This window comes from Rhodococcus sp. NPDC059179, assembly GCF_042754885.1.
Taxonomy (GTDB): Bacteria; Actinomycetota; Actinomycetes; order Mycobacteriales; family Mycobacteriaceae; genus Rhodococcus_G.
Genome location: NZ_JBHZBV010000002.1, coordinates 513,623 through 535,560, shown reverse-complemented (window position 1 = coordinate 535,560; position 21,938 = coordinate 513,623). Strand labels below are relative to the sequence as shown.

17 protein-coding genes are annotated in these 21,938 nt (G+C 69.5%); 9 read left to right on the top strand and 8 right to left on the bottom strand.

Annotated features, from left to right (window positions below; translation table 11 throughout):
- The first annotated feature begins 144 nt into the window (after positions 1-144).
- Positions 145-2,073 (top strand): 1-deoxy-D-xylulose-5-phosphate synthase, encoded by a 1,929-nt coding sequence (gene dxs, locus ACFXMV_RS07455; protein ID WP_378502867.1) that lies wholly within the window; start codon positions 145-147, stop codon positions 2,071-2,073.
- A 16-nt stretch (positions 2,074-2,089) separates the two neighbouring features.
- On the opposite strand, the gene ACFXMV_RS07450 is transcribed toward dxs, so the two are convergent.
- The 6 genes from ACFXMV_RS07450 to ACFXMV_RS07425 all read right to left on the bottom strand — a co-directional run bounded on the left by ACFXMV_RS07450 (position 2,090) and on the right by ACFXMV_RS07425 (position 10,731).
- Positions 2,090-3,535 (bottom strand): sugar porter family MFS transporter, encoded by a 1,446-nt coding sequence (locus tag ACFXMV_RS07450; protein ID WP_378502816.1) that lies wholly within the window; start codon positions 3,533-3,535, stop codon positions 2,090-2,092.
- Positions 3,536-3,748: 213 nt separating this feature from the next.
- The gene (locus ACFXMV_RS07445; RefSeq protein ID WP_378502815.1) at positions 3,749-4,753 is read right to left on the bottom strand and encodes an iron-siderophore ABC transporter substrate-binding protein; all 1,005 of its coding nucleotides are present in this window, start codon (positions 4,751-4,753) and stop codon (positions 3,749-3,751) included.
- Between the two features lie 88 nt (positions 4,754-4,841).
- The gene (locus ACFXMV_RS07440) at positions 4,842-5,924 is read right to left on the bottom strand and encodes an alpha/beta hydrolase (RefSeq protein ID WP_378502814.1); all 1,083 of its coding nucleotides are present in this window, start codon (positions 5,922-5,924) and stop codon (positions 4,842-4,844) included.
- 149 nt (positions 5,925-6,073) lie between these two features.
- Positions 6,074-8,179 (bottom strand): 3-hydroxyacyl-CoA dehydrogenase NAD-binding domain-containing protein, encoded by a 2,106-nt coding sequence (locus ACFXMV_RS07435; protein ID WP_378502813.1) that lies wholly within the window; start codon positions 8,177-8,179, stop codon positions 6,074-6,076.
- A 2-nt stretch (positions 8,180-8,181) separates the two neighbouring features.
- Positions 8,182-9,387, bottom strand: coding sequence for a thiolase family protein (locus ACFXMV_RS07430; RefSeq protein ID WP_378499591.1), 1,206 nt, complete (start codon positions 9,385-9,387; stop codon positions 8,182-8,184).
- Positions 9,388-9,459: 72 nt separating this feature from the next.
- On the bottom strand, positions 9,460-10,731 hold the full coding sequence (locus tag ACFXMV_RS07425; protein WP_378499590.1) for an HRDC domain-containing protein: 1,272 nt from the start codon (positions 10,729-10,731) through the stop codon (positions 9,460-9,462).
- A gap of 169 nt (positions 10,732-10,900) precedes the next feature.
- Between ACFXMV_RS07425 and ACFXMV_RS07420 the strand changes: the two genes are divergently transcribed.
- Complete coding sequence (locus tag ACFXMV_RS07420) at positions 10,901-11,764, top strand: alpha/beta fold hydrolase (protein WP_378499589.1); 864 nt, start codon at positions 10,901-10,903, stop codon at positions 11,762-11,764.
- Here the strand turns inward: ACFXMV_RS07420 and ACFXMV_RS07415 are convergent.
- A complete protein-coding gene (locus ACFXMV_RS07415; protein ID WP_378499588.1) occupies positions 11,709-13,133 on the bottom strand; it encodes a wax ester/triacylglycerol synthase family O-acyltransferase in 1,425 nt (474 codons plus the stop codon). The two genes, ACFXMV_RS07420 and ACFXMV_RS07415, sit on opposite strands and share 56 nt — an antisense overlap.
- A gap of 65 nt (positions 13,134-13,198) precedes the next feature.
- Here ACFXMV_RS07415 and ACFXMV_RS07410 point away from each other — a divergent pair, with 65 nt between their 5' ends.
- Positions 13,199-14,464, top strand: coding sequence for an alpha/beta hydrolase (locus tag ACFXMV_RS07410; protein ID WP_378502812.1), 1,266 nt, complete (start codon positions 13,199-13,201; stop codon positions 14,462-14,464).
- On the opposite strand, the gene ACFXMV_RS07405 is transcribed toward ACFXMV_RS07410, so the two are convergent.
- Entirely contained in the window at positions 14,433-15,026 is a 594-nt protein-coding gene (locus ACFXMV_RS07405) for a DUF3000 domain-containing protein (protein ID WP_378499586.1), read from the bottom strand. The two genes, ACFXMV_RS07410 and ACFXMV_RS07405, sit on opposite strands and share 32 nt — an antisense overlap.
- 108 nt (positions 15,027-15,134) lie before the next feature.
- On the opposite strand from ACFXMV_RS07405, the gene ACFXMV_RS07400 reads away from it, so the two are divergent.
- From ACFXMV_RS07400 to ACFXMV_RS07375, 6 genes are all read left to right on the top strand, one after another.
- Entirely contained in the window at positions 15,135-15,836 is a 702-nt protein-coding gene (locus tag ACFXMV_RS07400; RefSeq protein ID WP_378499585.1) for a hypothetical protein, read from the top strand.
- An 80-nt stretch (positions 15,837-15,916) separates the two neighbouring features.
- Positions 15,917-17,014, top strand: coding sequence for a uroporphyrinogen decarboxylase (gene hemE, locus ACFXMV_RS07395; protein WP_378499584.1), 1,098 nt, complete (start codon positions 15,917-15,919; stop codon positions 17,012-17,014).
- Complete coding sequence (locus tag ACFXMV_RS07390) at positions 17,011-18,360, top strand: protoporphyrinogen oxidase (RefSeq protein WP_378502811.1); 1,350 nt, start codon at positions 17,011-17,013, stop codon at positions 18,358-18,360. The genes hemE and ACFXMV_RS07390 overlap by 4 nt, the downstream gene beginning before the upstream one ends.
- 4 nt (positions 18,361-18,364) lie before the next feature.
- Positions 18,365-19,060 carry a hydrogen peroxide-dependent heme synthase gene (hemQ, locus tag ACFXMV_RS07385; protein WP_378501260.1) on the top strand — a complete coding sequence of 232 codons (696 nt, stop codon included), beginning with the start codon at positions 18,365-18,367 and terminating at the stop codon, positions 19,058-19,060.
- Positions 19,061-19,087: 27 nt separating this feature from the next.
- Positions 19,088-20,668, top strand: coding sequence for an HD domain-containing phosphohydrolase (locus tag ACFXMV_RS07380; protein WP_378501261.1), 1,581 nt, complete (start codon positions 19,088-19,090; stop codon positions 20,666-20,668).
- Positions 20,669-20,787: 119 nt separating this feature from the next.
- The gene (locus ACFXMV_RS07375; protein WP_378501262.1) at positions 20,788-21,867 is read left to right on the top strand and encodes a class I SAM-dependent methyltransferase; all 1,080 of its coding nucleotides are present in this window, start codon (positions 20,788-20,790) and stop codon (positions 21,865-21,867) included.
- Positions 21,868-21,938: the final 71 nt, after the last annotated feature.

Below are 21,938 nucleotides of genomic sequence, written 5' to 3'. Positions count from 1 at the left end.
GGGCAGGCAGCCGCGCCGCGCCGCGCGGGCGGACGGGACGTCGGGTCGTTGTCGCGTGCGGACTCCGTAGACTGAGTCGGTCGGCACGGTGTCGACGCCGTGTTCACGCAGTGTTTCGCTGTGTCTCTGGAGGGAGCGATCTCGTTGGGTGTCCTTTCTCGAATCCAGGCGCCCACCGATCTGCGCGCGCTCAGCCCCGCCGAGATGCGGGAGCTCGCCACGGAGATCCGTGAATTTCTCGTGCACAAGGTGTCCGCCACCGGCGGGCATCTCGGGCCGAACCTGGGCGTCGTCGAGCTCACCCTGGCGCTCCACCGGGTCTTCGACTCGCCGTCTGATCCGATCATCTTCGACACCGGCCATCAGGCATACGTGCACAAAATGGTCACCGGCCGGATGGATCGCTTCGACTCGCTACGCAAGCAGGGCGGACTCTCCGGCTACCCGTGCCGCGCCGAGAGCGAGCACGACTGGGTGGAGTCCTCCCACGCCTCCGCGGCACTGTCCTACGCGGACGGACTGGCGAAGGCCTTCGAGCTGACGGGCCAGAACCGGCATGTGGTCGCCGTGGTCGGTGACGGCGCGCTCACGGGCGGAATGTGTTGGGAGGCACTCAACAACATCGCTGCGGGCCGGAATCGCTCGGTCGTCATCGTGGTCAATGACAACGGACGCTCCTATGCCCCGACCATCGGCGGCCTGGCCGACCATCTCGCGGCGCTGCGGTTGCAGCCGGGCTACGAGAAAGTCCTCGACAACAGTCGACGGATGGTCAAGAAGATGCCGTGGGTCGGGCGCGCCGCGTACCAACTCCTGCACGGCATGAAGGCCGGGATCAAGGACATGGTGAGCCCCCAGGTCATGTTCACCGACCTGGGCATCAAGTACCTGGGTCCGGTCGACGGCCACGACGAGGCGGCGCTCGAGTCGGCGATGCGCCGGGCAAAGTCCTTCGGCGGCCCGGTGATCGTGCACGCGGTGACCCGCAAGGGCATGGGATACGCGCACGCGGAGAACCACGAAGCCGATCAGATGCACGCCACCGGAGTCATCGACCCGCTCACCGGTCGCTCCACCTCCGTGCCTGCCGCGGACTGGACCTCGGTGTTCTCCGACGAGCTCATCGCCCAGGCCGAGCGCCGCAAGGACATCGTCGCGATCACCGCGGCCATGCCGGGCCCGACGGGCTTGGCGGCCTTCGGCGAACGGTTCCCGGAGCGGATGTTCGACGTCGGTATCGCCGAGCAGCACGCGCTCACCTCCGCGGCAGGTCTCGCGCTCGGCGGACTGCATCCGGTGGTCGCCGTGTACTCGACGTTCCTCAACCGTGCGTTCGACCAGTTGCTGATGGATGTCGCGCTGCTCGACCAGCCCGTGACCCTGGTGCTGGACCGGGCCGGGATCACCGGTGCTGACGGCGCGAGCCACAACGGCATGTGGGACTTCTCGCTGCTCGGGATCGTGCCGGGCATCCGCGTCGCGGCGCCAAGGGATGCGGCCACGCTGCGCGAGGAGCTCGCCGAGGCGCTCGCGGTCAATGACGGCCCGACCGCGCTGCGGTTCCCGAAGGGTGCTGTCGCCGAGGACATCCCGGCAATCGAGCGCCTCGGCGGGACGGTCGACGTGCTGCGCATGCCGGAGGGCACGGGCGACGTGCTGATCGTCGCAGTCGGCCCCTTCGCCGAGGTGGCGCTCGAGACCGCCGCCCGGCTCGAGCAGCAGGGAATCCGCGCCGCGGTCGTCGACCCGCGCTGGGTGCTGCCGGTGCCCGAGGCCCTGGTCGCGCTCGCCGGGGACTTCCGGATGGTTGTCACGGTCGAGGACAGCGGCCTGCACGGCGGTATCGGTTCCAGCGTGTCCGCGGCCCTGCGCCGCGCGGGGGTGGACACGCCCTCGAGGGATGTCGGTGTGCCGCAACGGTTCCTCGACCACGCTTCGCGCGATCAGATCCTCAAGGAACTCGGTCTCACGGCTCAGGATCTGGCTCGCCAGATCACCGGCTGGGTCGTCGGCATCCGGTCCGAGGTGGCAGAGTCCTCGGACCTGGGCACCGCCGGTCCCGGAGTGGGATAGCCCGCGCCGATTCGGCTCAGCCGGCGGCCTCGAGGGTGCGCCCGCGGGTCTCCTTGACGAACCGCAGGACCACGAAGAACGAAATCGCGGACATGGCGGCGTACCCGGCATAGGTGAACGAGAGGTTCCAGTCCGCGAGCGTCGGGAAGGTCGACGACACCAGGAAGTTCGCCACCCAGTTCGACGCCGTGGCGATGCCGACCGCGGCCGCGCGGATCCGGTTCGGGAAGAGTTCGCTGATCAGCACCCAGACCACGGGCCCCCACGAGAAGGCGAAGAAGAAGACGAAGGAATTGGCGGCCAGGAGCGCGATCGTGCCGTTCGTGTCGCTGAGGGTCGCGACCGAGTCGCCGTCCGCGTCGGTGGTGATCGTGGCGGTGTGGAAGCACACCGCCGTGACGGCCAGTGAGACGGCCATGCCCACCGAGCCGATCAGGAGCAGCGGTCTGCGGCCGATCCGGTCGATGACCGCGATCGCGACGAAAGTGCCGAGGATGTTGACCAGCGCGCTGACGACGCTGATGAACAGGGACCTGTCCTCGCCGTAGCCGACGGCCTGCCACAGGGTGCTGGAATAGTAGAAGATCACGTTGATCCCGACGAACTGCTGCAGGGCGGCGAGCGCGATACCGACCCAGACCAGTGGCGCCACCCCGAGCCGCTTCGAGAACAGTTCGCGGATCGTGGTCTTGGTGCGGTGTTCACTCAGCGAGGCACGGATCTCGTTCATCCGCCGCGTGACCGCGTCGTCGTCGCCGCCCTCCAACCGGGAGATGATCTTGCGGGCATCCTCGTCGCGTGAGCGGGCGACCAGGAACCGAGGCGACTCGGGGATGGTGAAGGTCATGATCAGGTAGAGGACGGCCGGGACCGCCTCGAGCGCCAGCATCCACTGCCAGGCCTCGACACCCGCCACGATGCCCCTCGCCCCGCCCGCCGCCTCGGACAGCGCGTAGTTGACGAGCTGGGAGATGGCGATGCCGAGGACGATGGCGAGCTGGTACATCGAGCCGAGGCGCCCCCTGATGGCGGCGGGGGAGATCTCCGCGATGTAGGCGGGCGCGATCACGGAGGCGAAGCCGACCGCCACACCGCCGAGCACCCGCCATGCGGTGAGGTCGTAAACGCTGAACGGGAAAGCGGACCCGATCGCGCCGAGGATGAACAGCACCGCCGCGATCTGCATCACCCGGATCCGGCCCAGACGATCGGCGAACTCGCCCGCGATCCAGGCGCCGAGCGCCGCCCCGAGCAGAGTGAGCGAGACGGTGAGTCCCGTTCCGGCCGCGCCGATGTCGTACCGGTCGCGGATGGCGCCGACGGCTCCGTTGATGACGGCGGTGTCGTAGCCGAAGAGGAAGCCGCCGAGCGCCGCGGCGCCCGCGAACATCACGGCATGGGCGACGTCCGCTTTCGCCGCGCCCGACCCGGTGCCGCCGAAGGCGGTGTCGCTCTGTGCCATCCCTGACCCCCAGCGCGCCCCGCGGTCGACGCCCCATTGCGCCGTGCAACACCCAGGACACTGTGGACGCTACGCCGATGCTCGGGCGATGTGGTCGATAACACGGCTCGCGGGGCTCTTCCGCGCGACCTGCAGACAACTCGTGCTTGCCTTGCCTCGATCTACGATCCGGGCCGAAAGGTCGCGGCCATCATGGAGTTTGCCGCTCAGAGATCAACCGGCCCGCTTCGCGGCCTCTGCCAGCTCGGGGACGATCTTGTCGAGCACCCAGGGGATGCTCAGCACGTTCACGTTGCTGAGCCCGGCGATGACCTGCTGGTCGTCGAACAGGACCGCCGAGCCACGCTGCACCGCCCCCAGCGACGCGATCGCCGGATTACCGAGCGGATCGGTCGCGCCGTCGGTGAAGGCGACGACGACATCGGCGTCGATGTCGCGGACGTTCTCCAACGAGATGTCCCGGTAGAACTTGCCGCTCGGGTTGTCCGCGGCCAGCGCCTCGACGCCCGGTGCGTTGACGAAACCGAGCTCGGTGAGGACCTGGACCCGCGGATCCGTCGGAAGGTAGACGTTGGCCTCGCCCGCGCCGGTGTCGAAGTTCACCACCGCGAGCGTCTTCCCCGCGAACTCGGGGTGCTCGGATGCGGTGTCGGCGAGGGTCTTTCCCAGGCCGTCTATCAGGCCCTGCGCCTCGTTCGGCTTGCCGACGGCCTCGCCGATGATGCTGGTCTGGTCCTGCCAGGTGGTCTGCCAGGCCTCACCCGGGTAGGCGACGGTGGGCGCGAGCTGGCTGAGCTTGTTGTAGTAGGCCTCGTCGAAGCCCTCGTAGGGCGCCAGGATCGCGTCCGGGGCCAACGCGGCCAGTGCCTCGATGGAGGGCTCTCCGGCCTGCGGGTCGTCGAACAGCGTGGTCTTGTCCGCGTCGTAATGCTGTTCGGCCCACGGCATCACGCCGTTCGGGTTCGCGCCGTACACGTACTTCGGCTGGCCGACCGGGGTGAGGCCGAGCGCGTAGAGCACGTCCTGGGCGTTCCAGCCCATGGTGACGAGCCGGTCCGGGCCGGTCTCGAGTGTGGTGGTGCCGAAGGTGTTGTCGATGCTGACCGGGAACCCGGCCGCCGGTTCGGTGGACCCTCCATCGGCGACCGTGGCGGATGAGCATCCGGCCAGGGTGGCGGCGGCGAGGGCGGCGAGACCGAGACGCAGGGGGAGTTTCACATAGGGCAGCCTAACCTATGTCGCAGTGTCCCTGGAATGGGTCCGCGCCCCGGGCGAGGTGCCAGGGGCGCGGATCTTCGGGAAATGCCTAACCGATGTTGCCCGACAGGTCGGGGATCATGCGGTGGACCTGATCCTCCCAGAGCTTCCAGTTGTGTACCCCGGTGGCCGGGTAGTCGTAGTGGACGTTGTTGGCACCGATACTGCTCATCCGGACCTCGAACGCGCGGGTGTTCGCCAGTGCCAGCGCCTCCAGCGGCACCGCCTGCACGACGCCGAGCGCGCTGGAGACGTCACCCGGGCCGGGGATCGCGCTACCGGAGGAGACCCACAGTCGGGTGTTGTTCGCCTTGAGCCGCGGCGCGAACACGAACGGGTCCATCCGCAGCCACTGGGGTCCCCACGGCGGGGCCATCGCGTCGATGTTGAAGCCGCCTGCCGAGACCATCGCGACGCGCAGGGCCTCGCGCATGCCTGGTGCCGAGTTGTTGAGGAAGCCGGAGAAGGAGCCGGCGAAGCTGAACTGCTGCGGGTAGTAGGCGGCCAGGGTCAGCGCGGCGCTGCCGCCCATCGACAGGCCGAACACGCCGTTGCGGGTGTTGCTGAACCTGAACCTGGGGTCATTCTTGAGGGCCTCCGGCAGTTGCCGACTCAGGAACGTCTCCCACTTGTAGGTGTTCCGCTTACCCGCCACATCCTCGCCCGCCACGGACGACCCGACGGCCGACGAGCCGGCTGTGCTACCGCTGGCACTGCCCGACGAAGACCCGAGCTCGCCCGGGCCCCAGGTGCTCGGCGCATTCCAGTCCGCGTAGAAGCTCGACTGCCCGCCGACCGGCATCACGACATTGATGTTGGCCGAGGTCAGCGCGTGGGCGACATTGGTATCGAGCTCCCAACCGTTCAGGTCGTCGCGGGCGCGCATGCCGTCGAGCGCGTACACCACCCGATCCCTGTTGCCGTTCGCGGCGCGGAAGACGCGGGTCTTGATCGGCCCCATCTCGGTGTCGTGGACCCAGAGGTCCTGTCCGCTGGGGTTGAACGCGGCGTTCGCGGTGCCGACGGGACCTGCTACCGACACCCCGAGCGGTAGCACGATCGCCAACGACACCAACATCGAGCGTTTGAGCCTCGAGACGGCCCTCCCACCCCTGAGACGTCTGAAACGCATTCTGTTATGGCCTTTCGTCGGTGCGGCCATCCGCGGCCGCCGTTCACGGGCACATGCACCATAACGCTGTATCGGTGCAGGAACCCTACGAAACGGGCGCGGCACGGGAAATTCCCGTGCCGCGGCCGTTTCGTGATGTGTCGTCTCGGCTAGACGCTGGCCACGCCCTCGGCCAGGAAGCGCTTGCCGTTCACGGCCTCCGAGGTGCCGGTCCGGTCCAGGTACGGCGTGATGCCGCCGTTCCAGAAGCCGAAGCCGCCACCGAGGATCAGGCAGAGGTCGATGTCCTCGGCCGCCGCGACGACGCCCTCGTCGAGCATGATCGCGATCTCCTCAGCGAACGCGCGGCGCGTGCGCTCGAGGACCTCCTCGGAGGTGGACGCCTTGTCGCCCTGCGGCCACAGCGCGGCCACCTCGGGGTCGACGACCTGGCCCTCGGGGCCGTAGGTCCACACGCCGGGCTTGCGGGCCTCGACGAGCGCCTCGAGCCCGGGCGAGCTCTTGAACCGCTCGGGGTACGCCGCCTGCAGCGTCTCGCCGGTGTGCAGCGCGACAGCGGGGCCGACGAGGGCCAGCAGCGTGAACGGCGACATCGGCATGCCGAGCTCGGCGATGGCGTTGTCCGCCACGTCGAACGGGGTGCCCTCGTCCACCGCGGTCATGACCTCGCCGAGGGTGCGCGTCACGAGCCGGTTGAAGACGAAGCCGGGCAGATCGCCGCAGAGCACGGCGGACTTCTTCAGCGACTTGGCGGTGGCGAATGCCGTTGCCAGCGTTGCGTCGTCGGTCTTGGCGCCCTTGATGATCTCGAGCAGCGGCAGTACCGCGACGGGGTTGAAGAAGTGGAAGCCGACAACCCGCTCGGGATGCTTGAGCTCGGACGCCATGTCGGTGATCGACAGCGACGAGGTGTTGGTCGCCAGGATCGTCTCCGGCGCGATGAACTCCTCGAGCTCGGCGAAGATCTTCTTCTTCAGGTCCAGGTTCTCGAAGACGGCCTCGATGACGAAGTCAGTCTTGGCGAACGCGGACTTGTCCAGCGAGCCGGACACCAGTGCCTTGAGACGGTTGGCGGCGTCGGCGGACAGCCGGCCCTTGCCCGCCAGCTTGTCGATCTCCGCGTGGACGTAGCCGACACCCTTGTCGATGCGCTCCTGGTCGATGTCGGTGAGGATCACCGGCACCTTGAGCTGCTTGACGAACAGCAGCGCGAGCTGGCTGGCCATCAGGCCTGCGCCGACGATGCCGACACCGGTCACCTTGCGCGCCAACGACTTGTCCGGTGCGCCCGCGGGACGCTTGGCCCGCTTGTTCACCAGGTCGAAGGCGTACAGGCCCGCGCGCAGCTCGTCGGTCATCAGCAGGTCGGCGAGCGCCTCGTCCTCGGCCGCGAAGCCTGCGTCCAGCGAGGCCGGATCGGTGAGGTCGGTGGACCGGGCCAGCTCGAGCAGCTCGATGGCGCGGACCGCGCCGAGCGCGTTGTTCTTGGTCTTGCCTGCCACGAGCGCCTTGGCGCGGGCGATGGCGTCGTCCCAGCCCTGGCCGCGGTCGATCTCCGGGCGGGCGGGGGTGACCGTGCCCGCCAGGACCTGTGCCGCCCAGGCGAGTGACTGCTCGATGAAGTCGGCCGAACCGAACACCGCGTCGACGACGCCGAGCGCGAGGGCCTGCTTCGGGTTGATGACCCGGCCGTTGTTGAGCGGGTTCTCGAGGACGAGGGTGACCGCCTTGTCGGCGCCGATCAGGTTCGGCAGCAGCTGGGTGCCGCCCCAGCCGGGGACCAGTCCGAGCATGGTCTCGGGCAGGCCGAGCGCGCCCGCGCTCTCGGATGCGGTGCGGTAGTGGCTGTGCAGCGCGACCTCGAGGCCGCCGCCGAGCGCGACGCCGTTGACGAAGGCGAAGGTCGGGACGGTCGACTCGCGCAGGCGGCGGAACACCTTGTGGCCAAGGCGGCCCAGCTCGAGGCCCTGCTCACGGCTGGTGATGCTCGGCACGCCCTTGAGGTCCGCGCCTGCCGCGAAGATGAACGGCTTGCCGGTGACGGCGATCGCGGCGGGGCCCGCGGCGAAGGCCTCGTCCAGCGCGGCGTCCAGTGCGGTGAGCCCGCCGGGGCCGAAGGACGACGGCTTGGTGTGGTCGAAGCCGTTGTCGAGGGTGATCAGGGCGATCGGGCCGTCGATTCCGGGGACGGACACGAGCTTGGTGTACGCGTTCGTCACGACCTCGTCGGCGAATGCGGTTGCGATAACAGACATGGTTACTTGGCTCCGTCGAAGTTCGGGTTCTCCCAGATCACGGTTCCGCCCATGCCAAGACCGATGCACATGCTGGTCAGGCCGTAGCGGACGTCGGGACGCTGGGCGAACTGGCGGGAGAGCTGCGTCATCAGACGCACGCCCGAGGAGGCGAGGGGGTGACCACAGGCGATGGCGCCGCCCCACTGGTTGACGCGCGGGTCGTCGTCGGCGATGCCGTAGTGCTCGAGGAAGGCGATGACCTGGACGGCGAACGCCTCATTGAGCTCGAAGAGGCCGATGTCCTCGATCTTCAGGCCGGTACGGGCCAGCAGCTTCTCGGTCGCCGGGACCGGTCCGTAGCCCATCACGGCCGGGTCGACGCCCTGGTAGGCGAAGCCGACCATGCGCATGCCGATCGGCAGGCCGAGCTCCTTCGCGGTGTCCTCGCCCGCCAGGATCGCGGCGGTCGCGCCGTCGTTCAGGCCCGCGGCGTTGCCTGCGGTGATCCGGCCCGCGGGCCGGAACGGGGTCTTGAGGCTCGCGAGATCCTCGACGGTGGTGCCGGGACGCGGCGGCTCGTCCTCGGTGGCCAGGCCCCAGCCCGCGGCGGAGCGGGTGGCGACGGGCACCAGGGTGTCGGCGATGTAGCCGGCCTCCTTCGCCGCCTGGTACTTGTTCTGCGACGCGACGGCGTAGGCGTCGGTGCGCTCCTTGGTGATGCTCGGGAACCGGTCGTGCAGGTTCTCGGCGGTGTTGCCCATGACCAGCGCGCTCGGGTCGACCAGGCGGTCGGCCAGGAAGCGCGGGTTGGGGTCGGCGCCCTCGCCCATCGGGTGGTGGCCCATGTGCTCGACGCCGCCGGCGATCACGACGTCGTACTGGCCGAAGCCGATGCCGGACGCGGTGGTGGTGACAGCGGTCATCGCGCCCGCACACATGCGGTCGATGGCGAAGCCGGGCACGGTCTCCGGCAGGCCGGCGAGGATTCCGGCGGTGCGGCCGATGGTCAGGCCCTGATCGCCGGTCTGGGTGGTCGCGGCGATGGCGACCTCGTCGATCCGGGCGGGGTCGAGCTGCGGGTTGCGGCGGAGCAGCTCGCGGATGGCCTTGACGACGAGGTCGTCGGCCCGGGTCTCCGCGTACATGCCCTTGGGCCCGGCCTTGCCGAACGGGGTACGGATGCCGTCGACGAAGACGACGCTGCGCTGTGATGCGGGAGCAGCCACGCTGGATTCCTCCTGGCTGGAGTGGACGAACGGCCGGACTGGGGCGCCCGGCGCTGTCCACTCTAGCGCGTATTACTCGCCAGTAACATGGGAGGGGGCCGAGTGCAGTGCCCCCGCGAGCAGGGGTGCGGTCAACTCGCGCTGCCATCGCCTTGCGCGGCCGGACGCCAGGATCTCGTCGATCTCCGTGGTCACCTGCGCGGGCGTGCCGGGGTGTTCGGCTGGGTCGAAGTCCCAGCACAGCCTCCGGACGAGTTCCGGTGTGAGCAGGTTCTCGACCGGCACCCGCACCCGCTCGGAGAGTTCGGTGATGGCCGCACGCGCCGCGGTGAGCCGGTCGGCGGCCTCCGGGTTGCGGCGGGACCAGCGGTTGATCGGCGGGGGACCGGTGAAGGGCTGGGTCACCGGGGGCAGGTCCTCGGTCGGCAGTGCCCTGGCCCGCTCGAGTGCCTGCATCCACAGCTCCGACGATCGACGCTGGCGAGGGCCGCCGAACACCGGCAGTGCCCGCAGGGCATCGATGGTCCTGGGGTCGGCGGACGCCGCCGCGATGATCGCCGAGTCGGGCAGGACCCGGCCGGGCGCGACGTCCCGCTTGCGCGCCAAGTCGTCCCTGGCGGTCCACAGTTCGCGGACCGCGGCCAGTTGGCGGGCGGACTTGAGTGAGTGGATCTGCGACGTGCGGCGCCAGCGGTCGGGCTTGGGCTTCGGCGGTCCCGCGAGTCGGACGTGCTCGAATTCCTGTGCGGCCCAGTCGGTCTTGCCCTGTGACTCGAGGTCTTCGGCGACGGCCTCGCGCAGTTCCAGGAGCACCTCGACGTCGAGGGCCGCATAGTTCAGCCAGGTTTCCGGCAGCGGGCGGTTGGACCAGTCGTCCGCGCCGTGCCCCTTCTTCAGTCCGAAGCCGAGCTTGCTCTCGACGATCGCGGCCAGCCCCACCCGCTCGTATCCGGCCAGCCGGCCCGCGAGCTCGGTGTCGTAGAGCGCGGCGGGGCGCATGCCGAGCTCGTCGAGCCCTGGCAGGTCCTGGTCAGCCGAGTGCAGTACCCACTCGAGCGGATTGATCACCTCGGCCAGCGGGGCCAGGTCGCCCGAGATCGGGATGGGGTCGATCAGGACGGTGCCCGCGCCCGCCCGCCGGAACTGCAGCAGGTACGCGCGGTTCGAGTACCGGAATCCGGAGGCCCGCTCGGCGTCGACCGCGAGCGGCCCGGTGCCCCCGGCGAGCCGGTCCACGGCCGCGGCCAGCAACCGGGTCGAGTCGACGAGCTCGGGAAGCCCGTCGGCGGGGGTCAGGAGCGGCACGGCGGTGCGCTCGGGGGCCTGGTCGCTGGCATCGGACATGAACAGTGACTTTACGGCGCGGTCGGATGGGGCGGTCGGACCACGAGGCGGCAGGCGCGCCATGCAGCTAGTTGGACGAATGTTCAGCAGTGTTTGCGCACGCAGACGGCTCGGATACTGTGGAACAAGTTTCAGTTTTGGTTCGCACGGGACAGGGAGGTGATCCGCGATGAGGCTCGCGACGGTCGGCGAGGTACCCGCCGGTTCGATGGTGGAACTGCCCGGCAGGGGGAGTACCTACGTCATCGACACCGGGCCACCCTCCGCACCGGGCAGCGCGGGCACGAGCGCGCCGACGGTGATCCTGCTGCATGCGCTCGCCTGCACGGGCGCGCTCACCTGGTACCCGGCCATCGAACGGCTCGCCAGCAAGATGCGGGTGGTGGTCCTCGACCAGCGCTGGCACGGCCGCGGTATCCGCTCGGAGCGCTTCACCCTCGAGGACTGCGCGGACGACGTCGCTGCGCTCGCCGACGTGCTGGAACTGGATCGGTTCGTCGTGGTCGGGTACTCGATGGGGTCGCTGGTCGCCCAGCTCGCCGCCCGCGCGCACCCCGACCGGGTCGCGGGCATGGTGCTGTGCGCGGGGACCACGGCTTTCAAGCGCACGCCCCGTGAGCGGCTCGCCCTGGAACTGCTCAACGCGTCGATGGGCACGCTCAAGCCCGGTGCGGGGCCGGTGCCCGGCGACCGCGACCGCGACCGTGGCGGGTCCGACGGTCGCGACCGCGCGTGGGCGCTGAGCCAGTTCCGCAGCACAGCGCCAGGCGCGGTCGGACGCGCGGTGGCCGAGGTCGGCAAGTTCGACTCGTCGTCGTGGATCGCCGACCTCAGCCTCCCGACCGCGGTCGTGGTCACCGCACGGGATCAGATCATTCCGCCACGCAGGCAGCGCTGGATGGCACGGCAGATTGCAGGCGCATCGACCTACGAGGTGGAATGCGGACACGCCTCCTGCGTACTGGAGGCGGACACGTTCATTTCTGGGCTGCTGCCCGCGTGCGCTTCCGTGATTTCGCGCGTGCGGCCTTGACCAGTTCCTCGAGTGCCGGGCCGAAGGCATCGGCGAGATCCCACAGCTCGGGGGCGAGTTCGCGGCAGGACATCAGGCCCACGTTGAGCTGATCGTCCAGGGACATCACCGTGACGTTCAGTCCGGCGCCGTGGAAGATCGGGCCGAGCGGGTACATCGCGGTGATATGGGCGCCGAGGAAGTACAGCGGCACCGGCGGTCCTGGCACGTTGGACACGACGAGGTTGTGCACCACAGGATGGCGCTCGGCCAGTTTCAGTGACCCGTAGGCCCGCATCGCCGGACCGAAGGCCGACGGCGCCGCGAACTGGGACAGATCCTGAAGCAGGCTCGCGCTGAGGGTGGCGTTGTGCGACTTGACCATCGTGTTGTGCGCGTTGGACTGGGCGAGCCGCTCGACCGGGTCCGCGATCTGGGTGCCCAGTTGAGTGAACATGCCCGAGATCTGGTTGGTGCCCGGCCGGTCGGAGGTGTCGTGCACCGAGACGGGAACCATTGCGACAAGCGAGGACTCGGGCAGTTCGTCGCGGTCGGCGAGATACTGCCGCAGCGCCCCGCCGACCAGCGCCAGCACCACGTCGTTGACCTTGATGCCGAAGGCATTCTTGACCAGCTTGACCTTCGCGAGGTCGAGCTGCGCGTAGGCGAGGTTGCGGTGACCGGTGATGGCGCCGTTGAGCGAGGTGCGCGGCGCCGAGAACGGCGCGGGCATCGCCTCGCCGCGGCGGGCTCGCTGAATCCACCTGGGTAGCATCGCGACACTGCTCGGCAGCATCTGGACCAACTTCAGGGGCCGGCTGACGAATCCGATCAGGCCGCCGACCGCCAGGTCCAGTGTGTTCGCGCCGCCGACCTCGCGTTGGTCCTGGTCCGGCTCGGGCCGCGGGGCATCGGGCGTCAGGCCGCACAGCTGGGACATCATGCCCGCGCCGGTGACGCCGTCGACGTTCGCGTGGTGCATCTTCGACATGACGGCGACCGAACCGTCCTCGACGCCCTCGATCACCCACATCTCCCACAGCGGGATCGTGCGGTCCATCTGCTGACTGGCAATGTGCCCGCAGAGGTCGGCGAGCTCCTTCCGGCCGCCGGGGGCGGGCACCGCGATGCGATGCAGGTGCCGGTCGATGTCGAACGTGCTGTCCTCGACCCACGCCGGATGGTCGAGATTCAGGATCGAATCGTGCAGCTTCCGGCGGAACCCGGGCATGCCCCGTACGCGTGCGGCGAGTTCGGACTTGAAGGACTCGAAGTCGTAGCCGCCCGGGATGGTGGAGACGTCGAGCATTATCAGCCCGCAGACGTGCAACAGCTGGGTAGGAGTTTCGAGGTACAGGAACGTTGAATCAAGACCGCTTAGTCTCTCCATGGCGCAACTTTAGAACGTGTTCTAGATTTACTGTCGAGTAACCCGAATCTAGTGACGGAGGCCACGTGACAAGCAGATTCCTGCTCAGGCAGGCGGTGAACGCGGCGCTGACGGCGAACGCGCTGCGGCCCGTTCCCGGCATGTGGGCGTCCGTGCCCGCCTTCTTCGCGGGCTGGCTGACGTCGGAACTCGCGCCCCAGCAGCTCGGCGCGACCGTCCTCGACGCCGCCGTCCACCTGGGGCGCCACGGCGCCTCCACCCGCACCGACCGGGCCGGTCTCGCCCTCGCGGCGCTGTCCGCGGCAGGCCTGACGGCGACGATGGTCTCCTCCCGCCGGGCGGGTCGCGAGATGGCCGACGCGCTGCGCGAGATCGGCGTGGACGATCCCGGTGCGGGCAGCCCGATCGACTGGCGTTCGAGCGCGCGGCCGTTCCGGATGCGCCGCGACGATGTCGTCAGGGTCAGCAACCTCGAGTACGCGCCAGGCGGTGCTCGATTCCGGGTGGACATCTACCACCACCGCGACACGCCGCCGAATGCCCCGATGCTGCTCCAGATCCACGGCGGCGGCTGGGTCGTCGGCAGCAAGGACCACCAGGGCCTGCCGCTGATGGTGGACCTGGCCTCGCGCGGCTGGGTGTGCGCGGCCGTGAACTATCCGCTCTCACCGAAGGCCACCTGGCCCGCGCACCTGATCGCGATCAAGCGTGCCGTCGGCTGGCTGAAGGAGAACGGCGGGCGCTTCGGCGGCGACCCCGACTTCCTCGCGGTCACCGGCGGATCGGCGGGCGGCCACCTCGCGGCGATGGTGGCGCTCACCGCAAACGACCCCGGGCTCCAGCCCGGCTTCGAGGACGTGGACACCTCGGTCGCGGCCGGTGTGCCGATGTACGGCGCGTACGACTTCGCCGCCGAGACCGGGATCAGGGAGGTCCGCGCCCGGGTCGAATCCAAGATCAGCGAGATGATCCTCGGCAAGGGTGCGCGTTTCCCCGAGGACTACCTGGCCGCGTCGCCGCTGGCAAAGCTGCGTGCCGACGCGCCGCCGTTCCTGGTCGTGCACGGATCGAACGACTCGCTGCTGCCGGTGACGGAGGCCAGGGAGTTCGTGCGGAGACTTCGGGAGGTCTCGTCGAATCCGGTGGGCTACGCCGAACTGCGCGGCGCGCAACATGCTTTCGACATCTTCCACTCGATCCGAACCGACCAGGTGATCCGCGCGATCGGGGCCTTCCTCGAGTCCGTCCGGGCGAGTGCGGCCTCCGGCGCAGAGCCCGCGGAGCGCCCACGTACCGAGTTCAGCCCTTCGACGGACTCCCGAGCTGGGTGACACCCACTGGGGGCAGGCCCGCCGCGTAGGCGAGCACCTCGCAGAACGCCTCCACATGCGATCCGAGCTCGAGGGAGGTCGCGGTCCAGGAGGCGCGCAGCTCGAGCTGGTGCGCGTGCGGTGGTCCCGCGATGTCGCCGTACCGCACCGAACTGGTCGCGGTCACGGTCCCGCCGAGCGCGGTCATCGGCTCCCCGCGGGCCTCGAGCGCGTCGACCAGCCAGCTCCAGGCGACCTCCGGCAGCAGCGGGTCCGCGGCGAGATCGGCGTCGAGGTCGGCCTGGATGTAGGCGACCAGGCGCATGGTGCCGTTCCAGGCCTCGTCGCCGTCGGGGTCGTACAGCAGGATCAGCCGTCCGAAGGCGTCGCCCTCGGACTGTTCGGCCACGATGTCGGCCTCGGGATGTCGGACCTCGGCGCCGAGCGCGTAGCTGAACGGCGCCAACCGCTGGGGCGGCCGGATCGGGCCGACCTCGATCTGCGGGTGAACCGAGGCGGTCTGCATCGCATCTATGGCGGTGCGAAACTGAGCAGGCTCGGCAGGGGATCCCGACGTGGTCACAGTGCGGACGGTAGACCGGCGCCGATGGTCGCCGGTGGAGGCGCGCCGGTTCTAGGGGCATCGGCTCCGGCCACTACTTCTTCGCGCGTTGGTCTCACCCCAGGCATCATGAAGTGTGTGGACCAGATCCTGGAGTTTCTCTCGCACTACTGGTGGTTGCTCTTCGTCTTCGGCGGGAGCATCGGTGGGGCGGTGAAAGCGGTCGGCGCGGCCAATCAGCGACGCGCCGATCGGCGACTGGAGCGCTACCGGCTGAAGCAGCAGACCAAGATCGAAGTCGCTCGAGCCAAGGCGCAGAACCACACCGACGAGCAGACCCAGCGACGCGACATCGCCAAGATCGTCGACGAGCACGACCAGACCGATGCGCGTTGGTTCGGGTACGAGTTGAGCCTCGTGACGTTGCTCGACTTCCCGATGATGACCGACATGCGCGAACCCCTGACGGTCGATTTCCACAAGGCGAAGCGGCGGGCGGACCTGCTCAGGCCGGAGGACCCCGAATCCATGGTGGGCAACCACGGGGCACAGGTCGAGTACCGCGACGCCGTGCACGCCTACGCGATTGCTTTCGATGTCTGCGAAGCGGAGGCGAAGCGACGGCGTCGCAGCGGATTCACCGCTCGCGAGCAGGAGCGGCTGGTGCGTGCCCAGCGGCTGCTGCGGCTGGCCATGGACGACGCGGCCACGCCGGAAGAGCGGCAGAGCGCGTACGGGAAGGCGCGCCAGGACCTCGACGGGCTGATCGTGATTCCGGCAGGCGCACGAGCACAGCTCGAGCACCGGATTGCCGGCCAGATCGGGGCATGAGTTGCCCGGACGGGTTCCCGGTCGCGGATCTGGCAGCATGACCGGGGAAGGAACTTGGCGGGCGACGAGCGTTGGGACATATGAGCGACCTGGAAGACACGAATGCGGCCATGACCACCGGCGCGCAGTACCCGTACCGGCGGCTGCTCCCGCAGGCACCGCTGCTGGCGGCCGCGACCGGACGCACACCGGCACACCGGCCGGTGTGGTTCATGCGGCAGGCCGGCCGATCGCTGCCCGAGTACCGCGAGATCCGGGCCGGGATCGGGATGCTCGAATCCTGCTTCAACCCCGAACTGGTCTGCGAGATCACCATGCAGCCGGTGCGCAGGCACGGGGTGGACGCGGCGATCCTGTTCTCCGACATCGTCGTTCCGCTCAAGGCGGCAGGCATCGACCTGGACATCGTGGCGGGAACCGGTCCGGTGGTGGCCAACCCGATCCACTCCGCGGCCGACGTCGCCGCCCTGCCGCGGCTGCGCACCGAGGAGGTCGGCGCGGTCACCGCGGCGATCTCGCTGCTCACCAGGGAACTGGGCGACACCCCGCTGATCGGGTTCGCGGGGGCGCCGTTCACCCTGGCCTCCTACCTGGTCGAGGGCGGCCCCAGCCGTAACCACGAGCGCACCAAGGCGCTGATGCACTCGGATCCGCAGACCTGGCACGCGCTGCTCGGATCGCTCGCGGACACCACCATCACCTTCCTCAAGGCGCAGCTGCACGCAGGCGTCGACGCCGTGCAGCTGTTCGATTCCTGGGCGGGCGCGCTGTCGCTGGCGGAGTACCGCACGTTCGTGCTGCCGCACTCGGAGCGGGTCTTCGCAGAGGTCGCCGAGGCGGGGGTGCCGCGCATCCACTTCGGTGTCGGCACCGGCGAACTGCTCGGAGCCATGGGCGAGGCGGGCGCCGACGTGGTCGGCGTCGACTGGCGGATCCCGCTCGACGAGGCCGCCCGCCGCGTCGGGCCCGGCAAGGCGTTGCAGGGCAACCTCGACCCCGCGGTGCTGTTCGCCGGCTGGGACGCCGTCGAGCGCGAGGTCCGCAGGATCGCCGCCGAGGGCGACCGGGCGCTCGCCGCCGGTGCGATCGGCCACATCTTCAACCTCGGTCACGGGGTGCTCCCGGACACCGATCCGGGCGTGCTGACCGCGGCGGTGGAGCTGGTGCACTCGCTGTGAGCTCGGTCGCCGTCGTCGGTGGGGGCATCTCGGGGCTGGTCGCCGCGTACCGGCTGCGGCAACGCCTCGGACCCGACGCCACCATCACGGTGGTCGAGGCGTCCGGGCGGCTCGGAGGCAAGCTGCGCACCACCGAGCTGGCGGGCGGCGCCGTCGACGTCGGCGCGGAGGCCTTCATCGCCAGGCGGCCCGAGGTGCCCGCGTTGCTCGCCGAGCTCGGCCTGGCCGATCAGCTGGTCGCCCCCGCCGGTGTCCGCCCGCTGATCTGGTCCGGGCACGCGCTGCACCCGCTGCCGGGCGGCACGCTGATGGGCATCCCCGCCGGGTCTGCGTCGGTCTCACGACTGGTCGACGACGCGACCCTGGCCCGGATCGACGCGGAGTCGACGGTGGCGATGGACTGGCGGCCCGGCTCCGACACCGACGTCGCGACCCTGGTCGGATCGCGGTTCGGCGAACAGGTGGTGCGTCGCTCGGTTGACCCGCTGCTCGGCGGGGTGTACTCGGGACTGTCGGATTCGATCGGCGTGCGCGCCGCGCTGCCGACCCTGGCCGCGGCGCTGGACCGGGGTGCGGCCAGTCTGTCCGCCGCGGTCGCCCTTGCGCTGCCCGAGCCGAGGCCGGGCCCGGTGTTCGGCGGCCTGCGTGACGGCTACGGCGTGCTGCTCGACGCGCTGACGGCACGGGCCGGGGCGACCGTGCTGCGCGCCGACGCGTCGGGGCTGCGCCGGTCGGGCGAGGGCTGGTGGATCGATCCGGTCGGCCAGGTCGACGGCGTGGTCCTGGCCGTGCCGGCGCCGTCGCTCGCCGCGCTGCTGTCCGGCGTCGCGCCGGAGGCGAGTGCCGCGGCCGGCCGGATCCCCTTGGCCTCGTCGGTGGTGGTCGCGCTCGCGCTCGCCGATGGCACGCCGCTGCCGGAGAATTCCGGCATCCTCGTCGCAACCGGGGAAGCCGTGCGCGCCAAGGCATTCACGCTGTCGAGTCGCAAGTGGCCACATCTCGCCGAGCGCGGCGGGGCGTTGCTGCGGGCGTCCTTCGGGCGGTTCGGCGACGCCGACATCGTCGACGCTCCCGATGCGGAACTCGTCGCGACCGCGTGCGGGGACCTCGAGACGGTCACCGGACTGCGCGTCGATCCGGTGGATGCGGTCGTGCAGCGCTGGCACGGCGGGCTGCCCCAGTACGGGCCAGGCCACCTCGATCGGGTGCAGGTCATCGAGGACTCGGTCGCCGCGCTGCCCGGGCTCGCCGTCGCCGGGGCGCTGCTGCACGGAGTCGGCGTACCGGCGTGCGTGGCCGCGGCGACGACGGCGGCGACCACGGTCGCGGAACAGATGGCACGATAGAGCCATGGCACGCCTCGATTACGACAAGCTCAATTCCACGCTCCGGTACGCGATGTTCTCCGTGTTCCAGGTGCAGCCGGGTGTCCTCGAAGAGGACCGCACCAAGGCGATCGACGACGCGAAGGCGTTCTTCGGCTCCTTCGAGGAGACCGACGCGACCGTCCGCGGCATCTACGACATCGCCGGGATGCGCGCCGACGCGGACTTCATGATCTGGACGCACGCGGAGCGGCTGGAGGATCTGCAGAAGCTCTACGCCGACTTCCGGCGCACCACGATCCTCGGTCGCGCGAGCGACCCGGTGTGGAGCAATGTCGCGCTGCACCGTCCCGCCGAGTTCAACAAGAGTCACCTGCCCGCCTTCGTCGCGGGTGAGGAGCCGGGCAACTACATCTGCGTGTACCCGTTCGTCCGGTCGTACGAGTGGTACCTGCTCCCCGACGAGGATCGTCGCAAGATGCTCGCCGACCACGGCAAGGCCGGTCGCGGCTACCCGGACGTGCGGGCCAACACGGTCCCGGCCTTCGCGCTCGGCGACTACGAGTGGATCCTCGCCTTCGAGGCCCCCGAGCTCGACCGCATCGTCGACCTGATGCGTGACCTGCGCGCCACCGAGGCCCGCATGCACGTGCGTGAAGAGGTCCCGTTCTTCACCGGACCGCGCGTCGACGTCGACAAGCTCATCGCGTCCCTGCCCTGAGGTCCTGACAGCGCGTAGCCTGCCAGGGTGGCTCCCGAACGGGCACCGGAAGGTGTTCGGCTGGCAGAACTGTTGGGTGTGCTGTCCCTCGGTACCGACCTCGGTATGGGGCAGCCGATGGAGCATGTGCTTCGGCAGTGCCTGATCGCGCTGCGCCTGGCGGGGCGGATGGGACTGAGCGAGTCGGAGCAGTTGGTCGTCTACTACGCCTCGATGCTCGCGTGGGTCGGTTGTCACGTCGACGCCTACGAGCAGGCCAAGTGGTTCGGTGACGACCTGGCGCTGAAGTCGGACGCGCGGGAGGTGGACCTCGCCGGTCCGGCATCCCAGCGGTTGTTCATGCTCCGCCACCTCGGTACGGGTCAGCCGGTTCTGAAGCGAACCGGCCTCTGCGTCGACTTCGCCCTTCGCGGCGGAAGGCGTGACGCCGAGCAGATGATCAGAAACCACTGGCGAGCCACCGCCGAGCTCGCCGAACGTCTGGGCCTGGGTGCTCCGGTGCGCGACAGCGTGGCGCAGACCTTCGAGCGCTGGGACGGCAAGGGAGTGCCCAACGGCGCCAAGGGCGCCGACATCCTGACGACCTCGCAGCTGGTGAACCTGGCCGATGTCGTGGAGGTCTTCCATCGGGCAGGCGGCGTCGATTCCGCGATCGCGGTGGCCCGTCAGCGAAGCGGAACCCAGTTCGCGCCGGAGCTGGTGGACCTGTTCTGCCGGGAGGCGCCTGCGCTGTTCGTCTCGCTGGACGGATCCACCAGCTGGGAGGCGGTGATCGCCGCGGAGCCCGCGTCGGGCATCTGGCTCTCCGACGCGGAGGTCGTGGTGGCGTTGGAGTCGATCGCGGATTTCGTCGACCTCAAGTCGCCGTTCACGATCGGCCACTCGCGGGCGGTCGCGGATCTCGCGGAGGCCGCAGCCCGTCATTACGGGCTCTCGGCGGCGGAGTCGCACACCATCCGAAAGGCCGGCCTCGTGCATGACCTCGGGCGGCTCGGTGTCCCCAACACGATCTGGGACAAGCCCGGTCCGCTCACCGACGTCGAGGCAGAACGGGTTCGGATGCACCCGTACCTGACCGAACGGATGCTGGCCTTCTCCAGTGCGCTCGCGCCGCTGGGGGAGATCGCGGTGCAGCATCACGAGCGGCTGGACGGTTCCGGGTATCCGCGCGGACTGGTCGGGGACGCGTTGAGCCCGGCCGGTCGAATCCTGGCCGCCGCCGACACCTTTCACGCGTGGCTCGAACCACGTCCGCACCGCCGCGCGGGAAACGCCCCGCAGGTGGCCACGAATCTGCGTGCCGAGGTCCGCGCCGGTCGGCTCGACGGCGCCGCCGTGGACGCCGTGCTGCGCGCTGCCGGCCACCGCGTCACCGTTCGGAAGTCCTGGCCTGCGGGGCTCACCGCGAGAGAGGTGCAGGTGCTCCAGCTGTTGGCCAGGGGGTTCTCGAACCGGAACATCGCTGACGAGCTGGTGATCTCCCGCAAGACCGTTGGTGCGCACGTCGAGCACATCTACACCAAGATCGGCGTCTCCAATCGTGCACTGGCCAGCCTGTTCGCGTCCAAACACGGACTCATGAGTGGGGTCACGGCTGATCCGACCTGACCGAAGGAACTCTCCCGCCGAAGATCGGGTCAACGCCCCATGTCCGGGCAGGTGTTCCCGCCTAGCGTCGAGTACGTGAGCCGGACCCCCGGTTCCGCTCAACGAGAGGGTGATTTCCGATGACCGATGTGAAGCAGCCCGCAGAGGTGGACTTGGACAAGCTGATGGCATTCGTCTTCCGGTCGGTCGGCGAGGTCGGGGCAACTCTGAACACCGCTCTGGTAGTGATGGGCGACAAGCTCGGCTACTACCGAGCCATGGCAGCGTCCGGGCCGACCACGCCCCGCCGACTCGCAGACGACACCGGCACCACCGTGCCGTACGCGCGCGAGTGGCTCAACGCCCAGGCGGCAGGCTCGCTCGTCGAGTACGACGCGGCCACCGGGGAGTACACGCTTCCGCCCGAGCAGGTCGTTGCGTTCACGGACGAATCCAGCCCGGCGTATCTGCCCGGACTCTTTCAGCTCGCCCTCGGCACGGTGCAGAGTTCTTCGAAGATCGTCGAGCTGGCTCCCAGCGGGGCCGGGTTCGGGTGGGGCGAGCACAACCACGACGTACACGAGGGCTGCGAGCGCTTCTTCCGGCCCGGCTACAACACCCATCTGGTCGACGAGTGGTTGCCTGCGCTCGACGGAGTGGTCGCGAAGCTCGAGGCAGGCATTCGGGTGGCCGACATCGGCTGCGGTTACGGCGCGTCGACGATCATCATGGCCCAGGCGTTCCCGAACTCGATATTCGTCGGCCACGACTACCACGCCCCCTCCATCGACGAGGCGCGCACTCGAGCCCAGGCGGCCGGTGTCGGCGATCGGGTGCGGTTCGACGTGGCGTCCGCGGATTCGTTCGGTGGAACCGACTTCGAGCTGGTGACGACGTTCGACGCATTGCACGACATGGGCGACCCGGTGGGCGCGGCGCGGCACGTTCGCGACAGCATCTCCGACACCGGCACGTGGATGATCGTCGAGCCGCTGGCAGGCGACCACGTGCAGGACAACCTCAACCCGGTCGGGCGTGTCTACTACGGGTTCTCGACCCTGCTCTGCACCCCCGGGTCGCTCTCGCAGGAGGTCGGGCTGGCGCTCGGCACCCAGGCAGGTCCGGCCCGAATCCGGGACGTCGTCACCGAGGGCGGGTTCACCCGCTTCGCCAAGGTCGCGGAGACGCCGTTCAACCAAATCCTGGAGGTCAGGCCGTGACCGTCCGAGGGGGAGCCGAGTGACCCCCCACCGGTGGCAGACTGGCCGCCATGAGTTCGGGATCGACGCGG

Bases quoted from the DNA above. Each gene is read 5' to 3' on its own strand.
- ACFXMV_RS07375 (WP_378501262.1), top strand. From the start codon at position 20,788: ATGACCGATGTGAAGCAGCCCGCAGAGGTGGACTTGGACAAGCTGATG.
- ACFXMV_RS07425 (WP_378499590.1), bottom strand. From the start codon at position 10,731: ATGTCCGATGCCAGCGACCAGGCCCCCGAGCGCACCGCCGTGCCGCTC.
- ACFXMV_RS07450 (WP_378502816.1), bottom strand. From the start codon at position 3,535: ATGGCACAGAGCGACACCGCCTTCGGCGGCACCGGGTCGGGCGCGGCG.
- ACFXMV_RS07400 (WP_378499585.1), top strand. From the start codon at position 15,135: ATGAAGTGTGTGGACCAGATCCTGGAGTTTCTCTCGCACTACTGGTGG.
- ACFXMV_RS07440 (WP_378502814.1), bottom strand. From the start codon at position 5,924: ATGCGTTTCAGACGTCTCAGGGGTGGGAGGGCCGTCTCGAGGCTCAAA.
- ACFXMV_RS07435 (WP_378502813.1), bottom strand. From the start codon at position 8,179: ATGTCTGTTATCGCAACCGCATTCGCCGACGAGGTCGTGACGAACGCG.
- hemE (WP_378499584.1), top strand. From the start codon at position 15,917: ATGAGCGACCTGGAAGACACGAATGCGGCCATGACCACCGGCGCGCAG.
- hemQ (WP_378501260.1), top strand. From the start codon at position 18,365: ATGGCACGCCTCGATTACGACAAGCTCAATTCCACGCTCCGGTACGCG.
- ACFXMV_RS07420 (WP_378499589.1), top strand. From the start codon at position 10,901: ATGAGGCTCGCGACGGTCGGCGAGGTACCCGCCGGTTCGATGGTGGAA.
- ACFXMV_RS07415 (WP_378499588.1), bottom strand. From the start codon at position 13,133: ATGGAGAGACTAAGCGGTCTTGATTCAACGTTCCTGTACCTCGAAACT.